At 60.8% G+C, this 18577-nt stretch carries 17 protein-coding genes and 1 pseudogene; 9 read left to right on the top strand and 9 right to left on the bottom strand.

All coding sequences use genetic code 11. The annotated features are described in order from the left end of the window. Positions 1-225: 225 nt before the first annotated feature. Genes ACFSQT_RS33745 through ACFSQT_RS33735 form a run of 3 tightly spaced genes read right to left on the bottom strand, consistent with a single transcriptional unit; the run spans position 226 to position 2346 of the window. Positions 226-1080 carry a 23S rRNA (adenine(2030)-N(6))-methyltransferase RlmJ gene (locus ACFSQT_RS33745; RefSeq protein WP_379026202.1) on the bottom strand — a complete coding sequence of 285 codons (855 nt, stop codon included), beginning with the start codon at positions 1078-1080 and terminating at the stop codon, positions 226-228. After that, positions 1077-1688, bottom strand: coding sequence for a hypothetical protein (locus ACFSQT_RS33740; protein ID WP_379026200.1), 612 nt, complete (start codon positions 1686-1688; stop codon positions 1077-1079). The genes ACFSQT_RS33745 and ACFSQT_RS33740 overlap by 4 nt, the downstream gene beginning before the upstream one ends. 25 nt (positions 1689-1713) lie before the next feature. Beyond that, complete coding sequence (locus ACFSQT_RS33735) at positions 1714-2346, bottom strand: TetR/AcrR family transcriptional regulator (RefSeq protein WP_379026198.1); 633 nt, start codon at positions 2344-2346, stop codon at positions 1714-1716. Positions 2347-2458: 112 nt separating this feature from the next. On the opposite strand from ACFSQT_RS33735, the gene ACFSQT_RS33730 reads away from it, so the two are divergent. Continuing rightward, positions 2459-2929, top strand: coding sequence for a carboxymuconolactone decarboxylase family protein (locus ACFSQT_RS33730; RefSeq protein ID WP_379026196.1), 471 nt, complete (start codon positions 2459-2461; stop codon positions 2927-2929). A 99-nt stretch (positions 2930-3028) separates the two neighbouring features. Here ACFSQT_RS33730 and ACFSQT_RS33725 read toward each other — a convergent pair. Next, positions 3029-3178: pseudogene (locus ACFSQT_RS33725) on the bottom strand (ArsC/Spx/MgsR family protein); the annotation flags it as partial. 391 nt (positions 3179-3569) lie between these two features. On the opposite strand from ACFSQT_RS33725, the gene ACFSQT_RS33720 reads away from it, so the two are divergent. Together ACFSQT_RS33720 and galE are read left to right on the top strand one after the other, a co-directional pair. Then, complete coding sequence (locus ACFSQT_RS33720; protein WP_379026194.1) at positions 3570-4631, top strand: UDP-glucuronic acid decarboxylase family protein; 1062 nt, start codon at positions 3570-3572, stop codon at positions 4629-4631. Beyond that, positions 4607-5686, top strand: coding sequence for a UDP-glucose 4-epimerase GalE (gene galE, locus ACFSQT_RS33715; RefSeq protein WP_379026192.1), 1080 nt, complete (start codon positions 4607-4609; stop codon positions 5684-5686). The genes ACFSQT_RS33720 and galE overlap by 25 nt, the downstream gene beginning before the upstream one ends. Here the strand turns inward: galE and ACFSQT_RS33710 are convergent. The 3 genes from ACFSQT_RS33710 to ACFSQT_RS33700 form a co-directional block, all read right to left on the bottom strand. Further along, positions 5640-6062: a hypothetical protein gene (locus ACFSQT_RS33710; RefSeq protein ID WP_379026190.1), complete on the bottom strand. Its 423-nt coding sequence runs from the start codon at positions 6060-6062 to the stop codon at positions 5640-5642. The two genes, galE and ACFSQT_RS33710, sit on opposite strands and share 47 nt — an antisense overlap. Before the next feature lie 356 nt (positions 6063-6418). Next, a complete protein-coding gene (locus tag ACFSQT_RS33705; protein WP_379026188.1) occupies positions 6419-6970 on the bottom strand; it encodes a DUF995 domain-containing protein in 552 nt (183 codons plus the stop codon). A 78-nt stretch (positions 6971-7048) separates the two neighbouring features. After that, positions 7049-8929, bottom strand: a complete 1881-nt coding sequence (locus tag ACFSQT_RS33700; protein ID WP_379026186.1) for a glycosyltransferase family 2 protein — start codon at positions 8927-8929, stop codon at positions 7049-7051. 622 nt (positions 8930-9551) lie between these two features. Here ACFSQT_RS33700 and ACFSQT_RS33695 point away from each other — a divergent pair. Then, positions 9552-10475 carry a glycoside hydrolase family 26 protein gene (locus tag ACFSQT_RS33695; protein ID WP_379026184.1) on the top strand — a complete coding sequence of 308 codons (924 nt, stop codon included), beginning with the start codon at positions 9552-9554 and terminating at the stop codon, positions 10473-10475. Positions 10476-10712: 237 nt separating this feature from the next. Next, positions 10713-11168, top strand: coding sequence for a DUF995 domain-containing protein (locus tag ACFSQT_RS33690; protein ID WP_379026182.1), 456 nt, complete (start codon positions 10713-10715; stop codon positions 11166-11168). A 332-nt stretch (positions 11169-11500) separates the two neighbouring features. Here ACFSQT_RS33690 and ACFSQT_RS33685 read toward each other — a convergent pair whose 3' ends face one another. Further along, the gene (locus ACFSQT_RS33685) at positions 11501-11950 is read right to left on the bottom strand and encodes a DNA polymerase III subunit chi (protein WP_379026180.1); all 450 of its coding nucleotides are present in this window, start codon (positions 11948-11950) and stop codon (positions 11501-11503) included. Positions 11951-11978: 28 nt separating this feature from the next. Next, positions 11979-13469, bottom strand: coding sequence for a leucyl aminopeptidase (locus ACFSQT_RS33680; protein ID WP_379026178.1), 1491 nt, complete (start codon positions 13467-13469; stop codon positions 11979-11981). Positions 13470-13499: 30 nt separating this feature from the next. On the opposite strand from ACFSQT_RS33680, the gene ACFSQT_RS33675 reads away from it, so the two are divergent. The 4 genes from ACFSQT_RS33675 to ACFSQT_RS33660 all read left to right on the top strand — a co-directional run bounded on the left by ACFSQT_RS33675 (position 13500) and on the right by ACFSQT_RS33660 (position 18547). Beyond that, positions 13500-13709, top strand: a complete 210-nt coding sequence (locus tag ACFSQT_RS33675; RefSeq protein ID WP_379026176.1) for a hypothetical protein — start codon at positions 13500-13502, stop codon at positions 13707-13709. A 112-nt stretch (positions 13710-13821) separates the two neighbouring features. Then, on the top strand, positions 13822-15024 hold the full coding sequence (gene lptF / locus ACFSQT_RS33670; RefSeq protein WP_379026174.1) for an LPS export ABC transporter permease LptF: 1203 nt from the start codon (positions 13822-13824) through the stop codon (positions 15022-15024). Further along, positions 15021-16106 (top strand): LPS export ABC transporter permease LptG, encoded by a 1086-nt coding sequence (gene lptG, locus ACFSQT_RS33665; protein ID WP_379026286.1) that lies wholly within the window; start codon positions 15021-15023, stop codon positions 16104-16106. The genes lptF and lptG overlap by 4 nt, the downstream gene beginning before the upstream one ends. After that, on the top strand, positions 16106-18547 hold the full coding sequence (locus ACFSQT_RS33660) for an LPS-assembly protein LptD (RefSeq protein ID WP_379026172.1): 2442 nt from the start codon (positions 16106-16108) through the stop codon (positions 18545-18547). The genes lptG and ACFSQT_RS33660 overlap by 1 nt, the downstream gene beginning before the upstream one ends. Positions 18548-18577: the final 30 nt, after the last annotated feature.

The raw sequence follows: 18577 nt of genomic DNA, 5'->3' as shown, positions 1-18577 counted from the left end.
GGCGGTCAAGCGGTTGCGCTGACGATGGTTTCCCAGTTCGAAACCGCGTTGGCCAAAGCCGGACTTGCATGGAACCGGAATGGCTCCGGTGATCGCTTCCGCGCATCGTCGCCAAGCGCTGAGCGTCGCCTCGTCCGGCAAGTCAGTCGACTTACGAAAACCGCTCTCAGACCGACCAGCGCGAACCCCGCAGCTGATTGCCGATCTTTGCCCAGTTCGCCTCCGTCAAGCCTGCTCGCCGGCCAGCCATTCCATTGACCAGTGCGCCGGCCTTTCCACGGCGAGCAATCCGTGTAGCGCCGGCAGCAGCGTCCGCAGTTCGCCCTCCAGCGTGAAAGGCGGGTTGACCACCAGCAGGCCGCTGCCGTCGAGGCTGGGTTGCGAAGAGGCGGGCCTGATCTCGAATTCTATGTCGAGCAGCTTCGGGATGCCGGATTGCTTCAGCGCCTTGCGGAACGCGATGATCGCCTTGCGGTCTTTGATCGGATACCACAGCGCATAGATGCCGCCGGGCCAGCGCTTGTGCGCCCTTATGAGCCCGTCGACGAGGCGTTCGAATTCGCCGGCTTCCTCGAATGGCGGATCGATGAGCACCAGGCCGCGCTTTTCCTTCGGCGGCAGATGCGCGCCGAGCGCCAGCCAGCCGTCGAGCTCAATGACACGGGCCTGGAAATCGCCGGCAAAGAGTGTCCGCAGCTTGCCCGCGTCCTTGGGGTGCAGTTCGATCGCCGACAGCCGGTCCTGCTTGCGCATGAGATGACGCGCAATCAGCGGCGAGCCCGGATATTTCTGGATGCCGCCGTCGGGATTGAGCGACCGCACGGCTTCCAGATAGGGCGCGAGCAGTTCCGCCACCGTGCGGCTGAGCGGGGCATCGATCAACCGGCCGATGCCGCCTTGCCACTCGCCAGTCTTCTGCGCCTCGACCGAGGACAGATCGTAGCGGCCGATTCCTGCATGGGTGTCGACAACACGAAACGCCTTGTCCTTCTGCTTGAGATATTCAAGCAGTCGTGTCAGCACGACATGCTTGACGACGTCGGCAAAGTTTCCGGCGTGATAGGCGTGGCGGTAGTTCACTTGGGGCCCCTGCCCCAGCGTGGCGGTGGCGGCTGCGAATTCGGATTTGCCGGCCGCCCGCCAGCAGTCCGCAAGGTCAGCAGAAACCCGACCAGGCCGATCGCCATCAGCGAGTAGCCAACCGGTCGTGCGCGGCTGTCGATCTCGCCGACGCCGGAGCGCAGGATGAGATCGACCGCCCGCATCGGAATGTCCTCGGCATCACCCGGACCGACGGTGAAGAGGTACGGACCGGGGCTGACGGTCGCGATCACGCCGGCCTCATCGCGAAAAATCTTATCGGGCAGTTGCGGGCTGGCCTGGCGCGGATTGTCGGCATGGTTGAACTGCAGCGTCGAGGCGAGCACCGTGCGGCCATTGGTGGCTGATGTCAGCGTCAGCACCGTGCGCTGCTGCGAGACAATGCGCTCGGCTCTTGCGGTCAGGTCGACAAGCACCCGCACCGGCGCGTCGCGGCTGCCGAGCGGCACCGTCAGCGGCTTGAAGCGGCCCTGCTCATAGACGCGCCAGGTGCCGATCTCGTGACCGGAGAAATTGCTCATCGCCCAGGGATAGATGACACTGATGCCCGTGCCGGCGAGCAGGATCAGGACAAACAGAAAGCGCATGCGAATAAAGCCCCCCTTGATGCGACTATCCTCCATTGGCACCGTCGCGGATACGCTCCATCTCGTCCAGTAGCATGTCGAGGCCAAGCTCGAAGGTCTTGTGGAAACCGGCGCTTCCGAAATAGGCCCCGGCTGTCCTGACGCTGGGAAAATCCCTCGCCAGCTGCTCGTCACTGACCGTGGTCACCGCCGAAGGGCCTTTGGCGTAGCCCGCGGTCTCGTCGAGGATCGCACCCATAAGGTAATAGCTGGCGGCGCGGAACAGCCGTGCGCTCAGCTCCGGACCGAAGCCTCCCGCTTCGAACAGGCCGATGACACCGTCCAGCTTGGCAAGGCATGGCGGCGAATTCATGCGGTAGACGACAACGAACGGCGCGAAGGCCGGATGCTCGGTCGCGACGCGACGGTATTCCTGCATGCCGATACGGATCCTTTCGCGCCAGGGCACGCTGTCATCGGGGATGACAATCGCGCTCATCTGCCGATCGACCAGCGCCTCGTAAAGATGCGCCTGCGAGGGAAAGTGATGGTAGATGCTCATCGCCTCACAGCCGAGCGCGGCCGCCAGCTTGCGCATCGAAAAGCCGGCAAGCCCCTCCCTCTCGATCACCTCGAAGGCCGCGTCCTCGATCATCTCGCGAGACAGCCGCCCGCGCATTCTCTTTTTTTTGATCGATGAGTCCATGGCGTCGCTTGACAACTTACACTGTAAGGTTCATTTTCCACTCTACCTTACACAGTAAGGCTAACAAAGACCAGAGGTGAAAATCATGTCGAACCGTCGCATCGTCGAATCCCTGCACTCTTCCATCCGCCGTGCCTTCCTGCTCACCGCCGCGGCCTGCGTCCTCTCCTTCGGCGCGGCCTCAGCCCATGCCGATGAATACGATGCAACCATCAAGGACATCCAGTCGACCATGGGCGGCGTGCCCAGCTTTGTGAAGCAGTTTCCCAAAGCGGGCCTGCCCGGAGCCTGGGCCGAGGTCAAGGCCATCGAACTCAGCGACAAGACGGCGCTGCCGCCAAAGGTCAAGTCGCTGATCTCGCTGGCGGTGGCGGCGCAGATTCCCTGCAACTACTGCATCTGGTCGGACACCCAGGACGCCAAGCGCGCCGGCGCCACCGACGAGGAGATTCAGGAAGCCGTGGCAATGGCAGCACTGACCCGCCACTGGAGCACCATCTTCAATGGAATGCAGGTCGATTTCGAGACGTTCAAGAAGGAAATGGGCGGGGAGTGAAGGCTGGGATCAAAAACCTGCTGCCCGAGATCATGGCATGGCCCGCCGATGACGGGTCATGCCCATCCGGAGCACCCGCTTGCCGCTGGTCCCAACAATGCCGAGTGGGTCCACCACGATCGGCCGGTTGATCAGGATCGGACGCCCCAGCATGAAATCCGGGATCTCGTCGTCACTCCCCTTGGGATCGCCAAGGCCGGGTTCCGCGTAAGGCGTGCCCTTCTCGCGTCGCAGTTCGCGCGGTGCGACCATCGGGAGCAACCAGATTGGCGGCGTGGTCGAGAAGCCCGGCGTCGGCCTTATGGTTAACCATTCACAAACAGAGTTAATTAAGGAATTGCTAAATTAGTTGACTGGAATTTTCACAGGTATATTTTTGATGCGTTGGGATGTGCAATTTGGGCGGGCAATCGACGATGATGGCACCAAGCGTGTAATCGAGATTTCGCGGCGCAGAGAAATGCTGAACGGCAGCATACAGATCGTGTAGCAGCACCAGCTCCGCGAACCCACAGAACAATTAAAGCACATCAATGATGGCGATTCCGCCGACGCGGAGGGTTGTCACGTTCTCAAGGACGTGGCCGGGCAATGCTCTTGTCCCGGCCCGGCGGTAGCGTGCGGGTGCGTGTGAGGCAGCATGAGTAAGCTCATCAAGGTCCTGAAACTGGAATCCGGGAACAGTCAAAGGGGCGCCAACCAAAAACGAAGCCGCGCCCTGGTCGCCGGAGGTGCGGGATTTTTGGGATCGCATCTGTGTGAACGTCTTTTGCGGGACGGATATGACGTTGTCGCGCTGGATAATTTCCACACTGGCAAGCGATACAATCTCAATGTCCTGCTGCGCAATCCGAGATTCACGTGCATCGAGCACGACATCGTCGATGCATTGCCTTTGGGTCTTCAATTCGATGAGATCTACAATCTCGCCTGCCCAGCCTCTCCGCCGCACTACCAGGAAGACCCGATCCATACTTTCAAGACAAGCGTGCTTGGTTCGCTGAACCTTCTGGAACTGGCGCGGCAGAACAACGCCAAGATATTCCAGGCATCGACGTCCGAAGTCTATGGCGACCCTTTCGTGCACCCACAGCCCGAGAGCTATTTCGGCAACGTCAACACGCACGGACCGCGGTCCTGCTACGATGAGGGCAAGCGCTCGGCCGAGACCCTGTTCTTCGACTATTCGAGAACATATGGCCTCGATGTCCGCGTCGCCCGCATTTTCAACACCTATGGCCGCCGCATGCAGCCCGACGATGGGCGCGTGGTTTCGAACTTCATCGTCCAGGCGCTGCGCGGCGAAGACCTGACCGTCTATGGCAGCGGCCTGCAGACGCGTTCCTTCTGCTATGCCGACGACCTGATCGAGGGCTTTGTCCGGCTGATGAATGCGCCGAGTGCGCCCAAGCATCCGGTCAATCTCGGCAACCCCGGCGAATTCACGATCATGGAACTGGCGACGCTGGTCGTCGACCACACCAACTCCCGATCGAAGATCGTGCATCGGCCGCTGCCGGTCGACGATCCCAGACAGCGCAAGCCGGACATTTCCTTTGCCAGGGACAATCTCGGTTGGGAGCCGAAAATCAGCCTGAGCCAGGGGCTCGCGCATACCGTCGACTATTTCGACACCCTGCTCTACGGGAGCAAGCTGGTCAAAGGAGCCGCAGCGTCATGGCCCGCCCTACAATCCTGGTGACCGGTGGTGCCGGCTTCATCGGCAGCCACACCTGCAAGCAGTTGGCCGCCGCCGGCTATTTGCCGGTGGTTTTCGACAATCTGAGCCGCGGCAACGAGAAATCCGTCGCCTGGGGGCCGCTTGTCGTCGGCGACATCCGGGACCGGAATGCGCTGCAGCGGGCGATGAAGACCCACCGGCCGGCAGCGGTCATCCACTTTGCGGCGCTGGCCTATGTCGGCGAGTCCGTTCACGAGCCGGCTGAATACTATTCGACCAATGTGACGGGCACCATCGCGGTGCTTGATGCGGCGCGCGCGAACACCATCGAGACCATCATCTTCTCCAGCAGCTGCGCAACCTACGGCGTGCCGGAAGCGTTGCCCATTCGCGAGACCTCCTCGCAAAATCCGATCAGCCCCTACGGGCGCACCAAGCTGATGGGCGAACAGATCATCGGCGACTATGCGTCCGCATACGGAATGAAATTTGTCATCTTGCGCTATTTCAACGCTTGCGGCGCCGACCCCGACGGCGAGCTTGGCGAGTGGCATTCGCCCGAAACGCACCTGGTTCCCAGGGTGCTCATGGCCGCATCAGGCATCATCGACGAGATCGAGGTTTTCGGCACGGACTACGACACGTCGGACGGCACGTGCGTGCGGGATTATATCCACGTCAGCGATCTGGCCCGCGCCCATCTGAAAGCTCTCATGCATCTCGAGGGCGGCGGACAAAGCCTGGCGGTCAACCTCGGCACAGGGCGGGGCGTGTCCATCAAGGAGATTGTCCAGGCGGTCAGCCGAATGACGTCAAGATCGGTTCCAGTCGTCCTCAGGACCCGGCGCCCGGGAGACCCGGCGGAGCTCTACGCCGATCCGGCAAGCGCGCGCGAACATCTTGGCTTTATGCCGGAGCTTTCCGACATCGACACGATCGTCAGGACGGCTGCCCCATTTTTTGGTCTGGAGGCGAAACCGATGAGACTGCCGCCAACCAAGGCGGCAGCGCCTGTCGCCGTTCGATGGCTCAGGAATAGCGGGGGCGGCAGCTCGCGCGTTGGCCAAATCCGCTAGGGCTGCAGATATAAGGCGAATTCCCCAGGAACGGGCCGCCATTGCCCGGATTGTAAGAGGCTTTCACCGGCGCCGGCGTGCGGACCTTGACCCGCTGCGGCGATGCAAAGGCGTAAGCCTTTTCAATCGCCCGCACTGCGCTCGTCATCTGGACAAGAGGCTCGCTTCTGAGCGAATGAACCGTGGACCTGGCGCGGACCGGCTGGACCGCGGGTTTGCCGCGAAGCGAGTGGACCACAGGCTTGACGAGGATCGAATTGGTTTTGGTTGCATCCATACTCTGACAACCTGAAACCATCGCGACCACCACCGCAGCCACAATGACAAACGCGTTGTTTTTGCCTGAGCCAAACGCGCCTATTGCGAAATTTTTCATTAGGTGTCCCCTGCCAGAGGCGAGTTGCGACATACTTTGCTTTCGTCGCTTTCACGCCGCGTAAGCGACCGCTCGCTACCACATACGCAGGAACATTAGACATCACTTATTAAAATTCATGAAAACCATATGGTGAGCTTGCCGTCTGGTCGTTCCGTCAGATTCTATTGAAATGCGATCAATCCGCAGTCAGCGCGCCGACCCCACAGGCCTGACCGCTTGAGCTTCACGATAAGTGATTCGCCAATGCCGTGACAGCCGCCCGGCAAGAGCAGCAGCCTGCTCAAAACAGAGACGAATCTGGGTTGTATGCTCAACCTGTCAGGATGGGGACCGGCGCGGGGGTGCAGTTCCGCTCAACCGCCGCTTTTGACTGGATCTGGCTGCTGGTCGGGGCTGATCATCTGACGTGTCTTTTCGAAAGTCGCAGCTGTCGTATCTCCGGATTTGAACTTGTCGTACTCCTGCCCGAGCTGCGCCGGCGACGCCTGAAAAACATACCAGGAGCCGCGCGGATCCTTCATCTGGTATATCGTGCCGCCCAATCTGTGATGGCTGAAGCAGGCTCGCCCCTGCGTGCTACCGGCAAGCGTCTTCCATTTTGCATCCATGCATAATTTGCCATTCTTGGTGACCAACCACCTGCCCTGGCCGATCGATGCATTGGCGCCGCCGGTCCAGGCGCGAAACTGGCGCCCATCCTTGGCAAAATAGGCAGCGCCATTTTCCCAGACCCATGTGCGGTCGGCATAGAGGGGAACCAATTCCGCCGGGGTGATCGGCGCCGCCGCGGCGACCGCCGACACGTCGACTTCCTCGGCCGTCGCGGCGTTTGGGCCGCTGACCAACAGCGGCTGCGCAACAATCATCGTCAACAGAAAGCAGCGGATCGACAGGATACCAGCCACGGAAGTGATCCTCCAAATGACAACCGGCTGAGGGTGGGACAGGGCCGGCTAGCGTACCATCTCATCTCTTCTTGTTTGTCACCGACTCTCGTTCCAGCCCGGATCGAAGTAGAAATTGCGGTCGCCGGCTTCGCCCCGGCCAGCACCGGAAACCACATAGGCGATCCTGACGATGCGGACGCGACCAGCGCCCTGCTGCAGCCCATATATGCCTTCCAGTCCGCGGTCGTAAAATCCCACGGCCGGAACCGAGAGCGCAATACAGGCGAGCGATGCCTGCCAGGCGAGTTTCACAATATTGGCGCGCAGCGAAATCCTGTTCTCGATGAGGTGCCTGGTGACGATCACAACCACCAGCAGCCCGTAGATCAACGCATTGAACGCGGCGAGCCAGTAGAAGCCGGTGGCGTTCGAAGGATGATCCACGAGAAGAACCGGCAAGGACGCACCAACCGCAAGCACCACATAGGGAACGATGACGCGGGCGGGCAGAAGGTCCTTGGGACCGCTCCCCTTGGGGGTAACGCGGAAATCGACGAAGGATTTGGTCAGGAAATCGCGGATCGACGACAGCGTGCCGGCGAGCACCCATGGCCAACGCGCGAAGAACAGGAACAGCGTCCCCTCCCAGCTGAGCGTCTTGGCGGTGATCGGGCGCGAAAGGCCGAACGCCTTCAGCATCATCACGAGGACGATGAGGGCAATCGAGTTCGGAGCATAGTAGAACAGGAAGTCGGCATACATCACGTCGGCAAAGTTCTGGCCCGAACACAGCGCATAGATCGGCATGACGTACATCAGAAGCGCAAACACGGCGAACAGCGGATACCAAAGCTGGCAAAACAGGAACTGAAATTTCAACCGTCGCGGCAGCTTGGAAAGGTAGCTGGGCGAGTATTCGAGCAAGATCGTCATCAGGCTCCGCGACCACTGGAATTCCTGCGTGACAAGATCAGCAAAGGTTTGCGGGCCGTCGCCATGCGCGATGGCGTCGATGGCATGCACACCGCGCCATCCGGCCGCATTGATCAGCATCGACGTGGAATGATCCTCGGCCAGTTCCGGGCCAAGACCACCCGCTTGCCTCAGCGCGGTGGTTCGCACGGCATAGTGCGAGCCGATGCAAAGCGGAGCTCCACCGCCCGTGTGGCCGGACTGCAGGGGCCCGTGAAACATCCCTTCCGGAAACAGCCGGCCGCGCGCCGACCAGCTGTCAACGGCATTGTTGTCGCAAATGCTCGGCGCCGAGACATAGCCAACCGCAGGATCGGCGAAAGGAAACAGGATTTCCCGGAGATAGGTTGGCGTTGGTACGTGGTCGGCATCCATCTGAGCGACGAAATCATAGCGCTCATAGCCATAGTGATCGTAGAAAAATGCCAGGTTCCCCTCTTTGCAGCGCGTCCGGCGTGGCCACACCTTGCGATGATAATCTTCCCGGCCCCGCCGGGTCGAAATCATGACGTTGTGGGCATCGCACCAGGCGATCGTCTCCTCGGATGGGTCCTCGTCGGCCAGCCATGTATCATGTGGATAATCCTGCGCCAGCATCGCTTCGAGCGTGCGCGCAACCACGGCAAACGGTTCGGATGGGGCCTTGGTGACCACCATCGCGACCCGCGAACGCTTCAGGATCGTGTGAAGCTTGGACGGCTTTTTCGACGCATGCACGTTCAGGAGGAAGTACAACGGCATGAGCGTCAGCCACACCAGAATGAGTGTCGCGAATGCGTATGGCCCGACATGCTCGACATGCTCGGGCTTCAGCCACCAGAACCAGAAAAATCCCAGCGTGACGAACCAGAAAACCAGGGCCAGTCTCAAGACCCATTGCTGGGTGGTCGACAGCACAGGCACCAGAAAGGGACCCTTCCGCGCAGTGGCGGCCAGGGCCGTCTCAGGTCGACGTGCCCGTCTGCTTGTACGGCCGACAGTGCCTGCCTGAACGGAAGCACCCATACACTTACTCGCCGCCACTTTGGGCTTCCACCGACAGATGGCTGAAAGCTCTCAAATCCCGACGGTAGAATCAGCTCACGCTTTCTTAGAGTCAACTAAATTAAGCGTTCGTTAACTACAATTGTTGAGGTCTGGTTAGTCTAACACCTTGAATCGGGAGGGGAATAAAACGTCACCGACCCAGCCTCGCAATGACGAGCCGGCAAACTTTTCAGTGTTGAAAGTTCGCTGACGGGCCGAAGCTGTTCGGTGGCGGAGCAGGCTCGGGAGAAGCGTTAACCATGTTTCGGGCGACAGGGTTAATCAACCGTTAATTGTCCTTGACTCTTGGTCGCGACCGGCTCTTAATTTAGCTAGGGATAATATATCGGGATATTGACGCGAATTTGTGAGTATCGCGGCGATCCTTCTCTCCGTAGCTCCTCGATGTCGGCGCCTTGAGAGATAATAGTTTGTTGGGTGGGCCCTGTGCGAGGTTCGCAAGCCTGCCGGTGGTCGCTCCGAAATCCCGCAGATTCCACCAATAGAGCCGATCGGTCTTGGGTAGTCGCGTCGATCAGGCATCGCCGCGCACGGGCGAAGCTTCAACTTCCGCAGGATGTCGAAGCCATGGGAGATCAACATGAAGAACTCCGCAACAAATGCACTTGCAATCGCGCTGGTATTGGGCGGAAGCGCCGCGTTCCCCACCGCGGGAGGCGCCGGCTCCGCGGCGGCAACGGACCCCGTTCAGACGAGCAGCGCCGCTTCGGCGTTCGGTTCCTATGATCCCTACGGGGACTTCAGTGCCGACAAGAGCGCCAGCATCGAAGAGCTGTTCCTGCCCTGGGAAGACGTCGATCTGGCGAGCCTTCCCTTGGCCGATGCCTATGCCCTTCAGCGTGGACGTTCGCTGTTGATCACGGTTGAGCCATGGACCTGGTCGAAGGACTGGCGCATCACCCCGATCGAACTGCGCAACGGCATATTGAGCGGCAAGTATGACGCCAACATGCAGGCAATCTGCAACCTGGCAGGCGCCATGAAGAGCCCTGTAACCATTCGCTGGGCGCAGGAAATGGAGGACAAGAACGGCCGCTTCACCTGGGCCAACTGGGCGCCAAAGGACTATATCGCGGCCTACAAACGTGAAGTCGATCTCTGCCGCAAGGCGGCCCCGGCCGCCAAATATATGTGGTCACCCAAGGGCGAAGAGGGTCTGGAAAAATATTACCCTGGCGACGACTACGTCGACGTCATCGGCCTGTCGGTGTTCGGCCTGCAGAAAAAGGACAATAACGAGACCGGTCATGACCGGACGTTCGCCGAGGCGCTGAAGCCCGGCTATGACCGCGTCGCGGGCTTCAACAAGCCGGTCGTGGTGGCGGAGCTCGGCTATGTCGGGAAGCAGGAATATGTCTCGCGATGGGAAATCGATACCCGCAAGTCCTATTCGGAATTTCCTGCTCTGACCTCGGTCGTCTACTTCAACCAGAAGGAAGTGTGGCCGTGGTTGGGTGACTATGGGCTGCCCGATTGGAGGGTTACCCAGCATGTCTTGCCCTAGAGCCGGATGATTTCAGGTCGAATCGACCTGAAATCTGAAATCCGCCTCTAGATCAAAGATAGAGCATGATGTCGTCCGAAAACCGCTTCGCATCTTTTCGACATGATGCTCCGGGGATGCTGTACCGGGCGTGGTGCAAAACCGGGCGTGGCGTAAAATAATGGGGGTAGAGTTGTGAAACGAGTGCTGGGGAATTGTATCGGAACGGCGCTTGCCTGTTCCATAGGTGTCTTCGCCTTGCAGCTTCCCGCGACTGCCAAGACAGCGGCGCAAGTCGCCGAACTGGCCAAGCAGGCCGAGGCGGTGCCCGATGAGGGTATCTACCAGATGTATCAGAACCGTTCGTGGCTCTGGGGTCGAAACGGCGCTGGATATTTTGCCATGCAGCGCCGTCAATTCAGCGCCTGGACCTCGGACAAGGGCAAGCTGGGCTACGGCGACGGCATCTGGTTCATCCCTGGAGGAGGCAAGCTTTGCTTCCGCGCAAAATGGCACGGAGCAGGAGGCGACTCCAACGCCCTCACCTGTTTCGAGCATCGCCAAGCCGGCAGGGTGCTTTACCAACGCAAGATTCCGGATGGCGACTGGTACGTTTTCAGGAACTCGCATCGCAACCTGGCGGACGAGTTCATGAAAATAAAATATGGCGACTACGTCACCTGGAAACAGAACCGGATAAAGGCAAAGCCGTAGACAGTGTCATCCGCGACAAGCCGATAATGGCGTCGCCATAACGATCGTGGATGTTCTTCATGTCGGCGTTCCCGGATCGATCCGCTTGCTGTATGGCGCGCCGAGCGGCATGCGCCACGGCGCACTGAGGCGTCGCCTGCCCCGCCACTGGCATAGCGCTCGATAACGCCGGTAGCGGCTTCGAGCTGGCCATGGCCGAGCCCCCGAGCACATGCGACGAGTTGGCGCCTATCAACCTACAAAGCGGTTGGCGCCAGATCCACGGGCAGATAAAAGACCTTCCTCCCGGCACGAAAATCAACAAGGTGACGATCGGCGACCGTTAAAGCCGTCTACGCCTTGCGCTCCCAGCGGCGGTCCGGAGTCTGCTGCCAGTAGGTGATGGCATGGCCGGCATCTTTCATCGTCTTCCAGTGCCCCCGGGCCGCTTCGACCTGGGCGGCATCGTGGCCGTCGAACAGGAACACCGCACGCTCGTAGCCGCCAAGCTCGGGCGGCATGGCGCCATCGACCAGGAAGCGGATCTTCGCGTCGTTGGGATTGCCGTCGCCGGTGGTCAACAAGATCGGCTGTTCACCGGGATAGGCCTCACGATCGGTCGCGTGCGCCAGGAACGAATCGTCACGGAAAGTCCAAAGATGCTGGTCGAGAGCATCGCGGCGTTCCTCAGTGCCGGTCTGCACCACGACGCGCCAGCCGCGGTCGACGCTGCGCTCCAAGAGGCCTGGCAGCGCATCCTCGAGCGTCGATTCGGTCAGGTGGTAGAACAGGACGTCGGCCATCGCCTCAGCCTATACCGGATGAACCCGCTCACTGCTCATAATTGTCTCGCACCAGCCGATCGAGCAGCCTGACGCCGAAACCGGAACCCCAGGACTGGTTGATCTCGTTCGACGGCGAGCCCATCGCCGTGCCGGCAATGTCGAGATGCGCCCATGGCGTCTCCTTGACGAAGCGCTGCAGGAATTGCGCGGCAATGATGGCGCCGCCATAGCGGCCGCCGATGTTCTTCATATCGGCGTTCTTGGAATCGATCAGCTTGTCGTACTCGGCGCCGAGCGGCATGCGCCACAACCGCTCCTGCGTCGCCTGCCCCGCCGCCGTCAGCCTTAGCGCCAAGTCGTCATTGTTCGAAAACAGGCCGGCATAGTGCTGGCCGAGCGCCACCATGATGGCGCCGGTCAGCGTCGCCAGGTTGACCATGAATTTCGGCTGGAAGCGGTCGTTGCAGTACCACAGCGCGTCGGCCAGCACGAGGCGCCCTTCCGCGTCGGTGTTGAGCACTTCGATGGTCTGGCCAGACATCGAGGTGACGATGTCGCCTGGGCGCTGGGCATGGCCGTCGACGGCGTTTTCGACCAGACCGATGATGCCGACGACATTGGCCTTCGCCTTGCGCGCGGCCAGTGCATGCATCAGACCGGTGACAGCGGCGGCACCGCCCATGTCGCCCTTCATGTCCTCCATGCCGGAGGCCGGCTTCATCGAATTGCCGCCGGTGTCGAAAGTGACGCCTTTGCCGACGAAGGCAACCGGGCTGTCCTTTGGTTTGCCGCCGTTCCACTGCATGATCGCCATGCGGGCACCGCGCGGCGAGCCTTGGGCGACACCGAGCAGCGAGCCCATGCCGAGCTTCTTCATCTCCTTCTCGGCCAGGATCTCGACCTTGACGCCGAGCGCTTCGAGTTCCTTGGCGCGGGCGGCGAACTCAACCGGCCCAAGCATGTTTGCCGGTTCGTTGACGAGGTCGCGCGCCAGAAGCACGCCGTCGATCACCGCCTCGGCGTCGGCAAAGGCCTTTTTCGCAGCGGCCGGGGCGGTGGTGTGGATGGTGACCTTGACCGGCTTTTTCGGCTCGGCGTCGTCCTTGTCCTTCCGGGTCTTGTATTTGTCGAAGGAATAGCTGCGCAGGAGAATGCCTGCCGCCAGGCTAGCCGCGTCCTTGCCGCTCGGCGAGGCGCCGGCCATTTCGAGGACCACGGCCACGTCGGTCGCCTTGCGCAGCGACGCGGCAATGGTTGCGCCAAGCTTCAGCCACGCATATTCGTCGAGCCCCGACACCTTGCCGGCGCCGATCGCAACCAGCCTGTCGAGCGACGTTCCTTCCGGCGCCAGAACCTCGACGGCGCTGGCGAACTTGCCGGTGAACTCGGCCACCGGGAAGGCCCGCTCCAATGTCCTGCCAGGATCACAAGCCTTGGCGGCATCGCTCAGGCCGCCCTCATCCGCCGACAGCAAGAAGACCATGCCCGTCTTGGGTGCGGAAAATTTGGCGAAGGCGATCGACGGTCTTTGGCTCATCAGGTCCTGCTTTCGGAAAATGCGTAGCTTTTGGGGAAGTGGTTCGAAGCGATGCGCGACATTTGGTCGTTTTCCGGCATTTGGCAAGACTTTGCCAAATTCGCACCCCATATGACCAACGGAATCGATGGCGATTCTTCGCGGCACGGCCCCGCTTTTTGCCGCAACCTGTTGTTAACCATCGATGTTTGCCCTTTCTTATCCATTGCCGCCGACACTCCGGCCCGCCGGGGCGCGTGACATGGGACGAGAACCGGATCGACCATCCATGGAGCCAGTTGTGCAGGCGCCGCCGGACAGCTACCCTTGTGCGGTGGCATGATGCCGTTCGAGAAAATCGAGAAAAGCCTTCATGAAGGTCATTGAACGCTACATCATGCGCCGCGCTTTCGTGGTCTTCCTGGCCGCACTTGTGTGGACGCTGGCCATCGTGTGGACGACGCAGGTGCTGGCCAAGATCGATCTGGTCACCGACAGCGGCCAGTCGTCGCTGACCTTCTTCGAGGTCGCCGCTCTCATCCTTCCCTCGATCATCCCGATCGTCGTGCCCTTTGCGCTGGTGGTGGCGGTCGCACAGACACTCAGCGTCATGAATTCGGATTCGGAGCTCGCCGTCGTCAACGCCGCGGGCGCCTCGCGTTGGACGATCGTGCGGCCGATCATGCTTCTGGCACTCGCGGCAAGCGTCTTTTCCTTTGCCGTCGACAACGGCATCGACCCCTATGCACGGCAGAAAAACCGCGCCCTGGTGGCGGCGTCGCACGCGGATCTGTTGTCGCTGATCATCCAGGAAGGCACGTTCCGCAAGATCGAGGACGGGCTGTTCCTGCAGATCGGCGAGCGGCTTCCCGACAATCGGCTGGGCGGCATCTTCGTCGCGGATTCGCGCGAAGAAGGGGTCAACCTCGTCTACTACGCCAAGACCGGCAACATCATCGAACGCGGCGGCGAAAAGGTGCTGATGATGAATGACGGCGTCATCCATCGCAAAACGCTGACCGGCGACCTGTCGCTCATCCGGTTCACATCCTATGCCTTCGACATGTCGGCCTTCATGGCCGCGGCTTCGGAGGTGACTCTGCTGCCGAAGGACCAGACGACCCAGTACCTGCTCAATCCAAACCCCAACGACAAGAATTACCAGCAAATCCCCATTGAATACCGGGCCGAGCTCAACCAGCGGTTTTCGGAATGGACCTATTCCATGGTCTTCGCACTGATCGCGCTCGCGGTCGCCGGGGACGCGCGCTCGCACCGCGAGGCACGCGTCAATCCGCTGATCACGGCGATTTCGGTATCGCTGTTCGTGCGCTGGCTGGGCTTCTTTGCCGCCAGCAAGGCCGATGAGATCCCGCAATATGCCTATATGGTCTATGGCGTGCCCATTGTGGCTTCGGCGGTGGCGATCTGGTTCATCGTCTCCAACCGGACCATGGAACTGCCGGTGGCCTGGGCGGACTGGATGACAAACTTCGCCACCCGTGTCGGTGACAGCTGGAACGCGCTGAAACTGCGTTTGTCCGGGCGCGGCACTTCAGGGCAAGGGGTCAGCTGATGGGCTGGACGCTGGGCCGCTATTTCTTCTTCCGTTACGTGACGATCACCATCTGGTTCTTCATCGGCCTCCTGGCGCTGGTGTTCCTGATCGATTTCACCGAGCTCTCCGGCCGCACCACCGGCCTGCCCGGCTTCACCTACGGGACGGCAGTGGCCATTTCCGCGCTGCGGATGCCGATGATTATGCTGCAGACGGTACCGTTTGTCGGCCTGTTCTCTGCAATGGCGACGCTGGTGTCGCTCAACCGGCGCTACGAGCTGGTCATCGCGCGTTCCGCCGGCGTTTCCGCCTGGCAATTCCTGTTGCCGTGCTGCATCGGGGCGTTGCTGTTCGGCGTCCTGTCGGTCGGCGTCATCAATCCGCTCGCCGCGCACGCCTTTTCCTGGTCCGAGCAGATCGAAACCGAGCTGCGCTCCGGCAAATCGAACACGGTTTCGGCCGATGCCGCCCCCTGGATCCGGCAGAAAACCAGTTCCGGGGACACCATCATCGGCGCACGGGCCATCCTCAACCAGGGCCTCGAGATGGCCGATGTCGTCTTCTTCATGCTCGACCCGCAAGGCGACATCGTCGAGCGCAAGGACGCCGCGCGCGCCTTCCTGCGCGACGGCTATTGGGATTTGCAGGACGTCAAGACGTTTCGCGACGGCACGATCCAGGCATCGGCAAGCGATCGCGTGCCGACCAATCTGAAGCCAGAATTCGTGCAGGAGCGGCTGGCGCGCCCCGAAACCATCCCCTTCTACGATCTGCCCGGAAAGATCGAGGTTGCCCGTTCCTTCGGCCTCAAGGCAAATGCCTTTGCCATGCAGTTTGATTCGCTGGTGGCGTTGCCGTTCCTTCTCGTCGCCATGACGCTGATTGCGGCAACAGTTTCAATGCGATTTGCTAGGATGGGGCAGTCGGCAACGATGATTCTGGGTGGCATCGTCGCCGGGTTTCTGCTTTATGTCGTTTCGGTGCTGGTGAAGGCATTCGGCGTGGCGGGGTTCGTGCCGACTGTCGTAGCCGCCTGGGTACCGGTCGTGGTGGCTATGTTCTTCGGGGTGACTTTCCTGCTATACAAGGAAGACGGCTAGTGAGGGAGGCGTTTTTGCCCAGCAACAGGCAGGCCGGTTTGGCGCGCCTCTATGCGGCCAGCGCCTTGGCGTGCGTGCTTGCCTACGCCGTGCCGATGCCCGCGCTTGCGCAGGACGTCGGCGACATGGCGGCGACAGTTCCGTCCGGCTCGCAGATGCTGCTGGCCGCCGACACGCTGGTCTACAACAACGACAATCAGACGGTGACAGCAGTCGGTGGCGTGCAGATCGACTATGGCGGCAATCGCCTTGTCGCCCAGCGGGTCGAATACAACCGCAATACCAAGCGGATGGTCGCGAGCGGCAATGTCGAAGTGATCAACAGCGACGGCACCAAGATCAATTCGGATCATATCGACATCACCGATGATTTCGCCGACGGCTTCGTCAACGCGCTGCGGGTCGAAACCATCGACAAGGCCTATTTCGCCGCCGAAAGCGCCGAGCGCATGGGCGGCGTGCTGACCACGTTCCACAATGGCGTCTACACCGCCTGCGAACCATGCGAGGACAAGCCCGACAAGGCACCGACATGGCGCGTCAAGGCCAGGAAGATCATCTGGAACGGCGAGAAGAAGACGGTTCGCTTCGAGAATGCGAATTTTGAGTTCTTCGGCTTCCCGCTTGCCTATCTGCCTGCGTTCGAGATCGCCGACCCGACCGTGAAGCGCAAGAGCGGCTTCCTGATCCCCAGCATCGTCTACAAGAGCGATCTCGGCGTCGGCGTGAAGGTTCCCTATTATCTCGCATTGTCACCGACCTACGACCTGACCGTCATCGGCACCGGCTACACCAAGCAGGGCTTCCTCGGTGAAGCGGAGTGGCGCCAGCGCTTCAACAATGGCCAGTACAGTCTGAAGATCGCCGGTATTCACCAGCAGGATCCTGACGCCTTCCTGGACGGAAGTGCGTTCCCCCCGACCTCTGGCCACAACATCAATTCGGGCGGAGTTGGCGATGCGAACAAGTTCCGCGGCATGATGGGCACCCAGGGCCAGTTCGCCATCAATCCGCGTTGGGATTTCGGCTGGGATGTGCTGCTGCAGACCGACAAGAACTTCTCGAACACCTACAACATCGACAAGTATAGTGCCAGCGTCCACCAGTCGTCGGTTTACCTGACGGGTCTCAATGGCCGCAACTATTTCGACCTGCGCGCCATGCACTTCGAAGTGCAGGAAAATACCCCAAACAGCTATGCCTCGGCACGAAGCGGCAAGCAGCCCTGGGTGCTGCCGTCGCTCGACTATGCCTATATTCCCGACGTGTCGGTGGCTGGCGGCCAACTGTCACTCAACGTCAACTCGCGAGTCATCAGCCGCGACGCTCTCGATCAAACCTTTAGGGTTATAAACCCGATCGTAAATCCGGCAGTTGCGACCGAGCGTGTCCGCGGCATCGAAGGCCAATCCGGACGTCTCACCGCCGAGGCCGAGTGGAAACGAAGCTTCATCACCGACGACGGGCTGGTGCTGACGCCATTGCTTGCGCTGCAGGGCGACGTCGACTACGTCAACGCATCGTCGGCTTCGCTCAACGCCGTCAACCAGATGGCAACGAATCTGGGCCAGCAGGCCGATACGCGCTCGTCGTTTGCCCGTTACATGGCAACCGCCGGGCTCGAAATGCGTTGGCCCGTGCTGTTTTCGAGTGCCAATTCGAACCATGTGTTCGAGCCGATGGCGCAGGTCTTCATGCGCCCGAACGAGCAATATGTCGGCGGTCTCGCCGTCCCCAACGAAGACGCGCAAAGCATGGTCTTCGACGCGACCACGCTGTTCGAACGCGACAAGTTCTCCGGTTACGACCGGGTCGAAGGCGGTTCGCGCGCCAATGTCGGCCTGCGCTATTCCGGCTCCTACAACAATGGCTGGGGCACCAATGCCATTTTCGGCCAATCCTATCAGATCGGCGGCGAGAATTCCTTCGCAGCACCTGACCTGGTCAATGTCGGCGCCCATTCGGGTCTCGACACCACCAAGTCGGACTATGTCGGCCTGTTTGGCTTCAACAGTCCCAACGGATTCGCGGCCTCGGTCAGCGGTCGTTTCGACGAACAGAGCTTCGAGGTGCGCCGAGCCGAGCTAAAGGCCGCCTATACCGGCCTGCCGGTGTCGCTGACCGCCAGATACGCCTTCATCCAGGCACAGCCGCTTTACGGGTTCACGACCGACCGCCACGAGGTATCGCTTGGTGCGTCGACGCAGCTAGCCGAGAACTGGCGCGTCTTCGGGTCCGGAACCTACGATTTGCAGCAAAGCTTGCTGGTCAGAGACGGCGTCGGCTTCGCCTACAGTGATTCCTGCTTCACCTATTTGATGAGCTACTCGCAGTCGCGCGACCTGAACACCCGAGAGGTGTCGCAGAGCATCGGTTTCAACCTGTCGTTCCGCACCCTCGGTGACTTCGGCTCATCGAGCAGTGCCTTCGCCACCCAGTAACAGTCGGCGACATCGTTTCGCCGCATAGGG

The organism is Mesorhizobium calcicola, from assembly GCF_042682105.1.
In the GTDB taxonomy this organism is placed as follows: domain Bacteria; phylum Pseudomonadota; class Alphaproteobacteria; order Rhizobiales; family Rhizobiaceae; genus Mesorhizobium; species Mesorhizobium calcicola.
The sequence above is the reverse complement of the archived record's forward strand: the minus strand, read 5'-3'. Positions and strand labels throughout refer to the sequence as shown.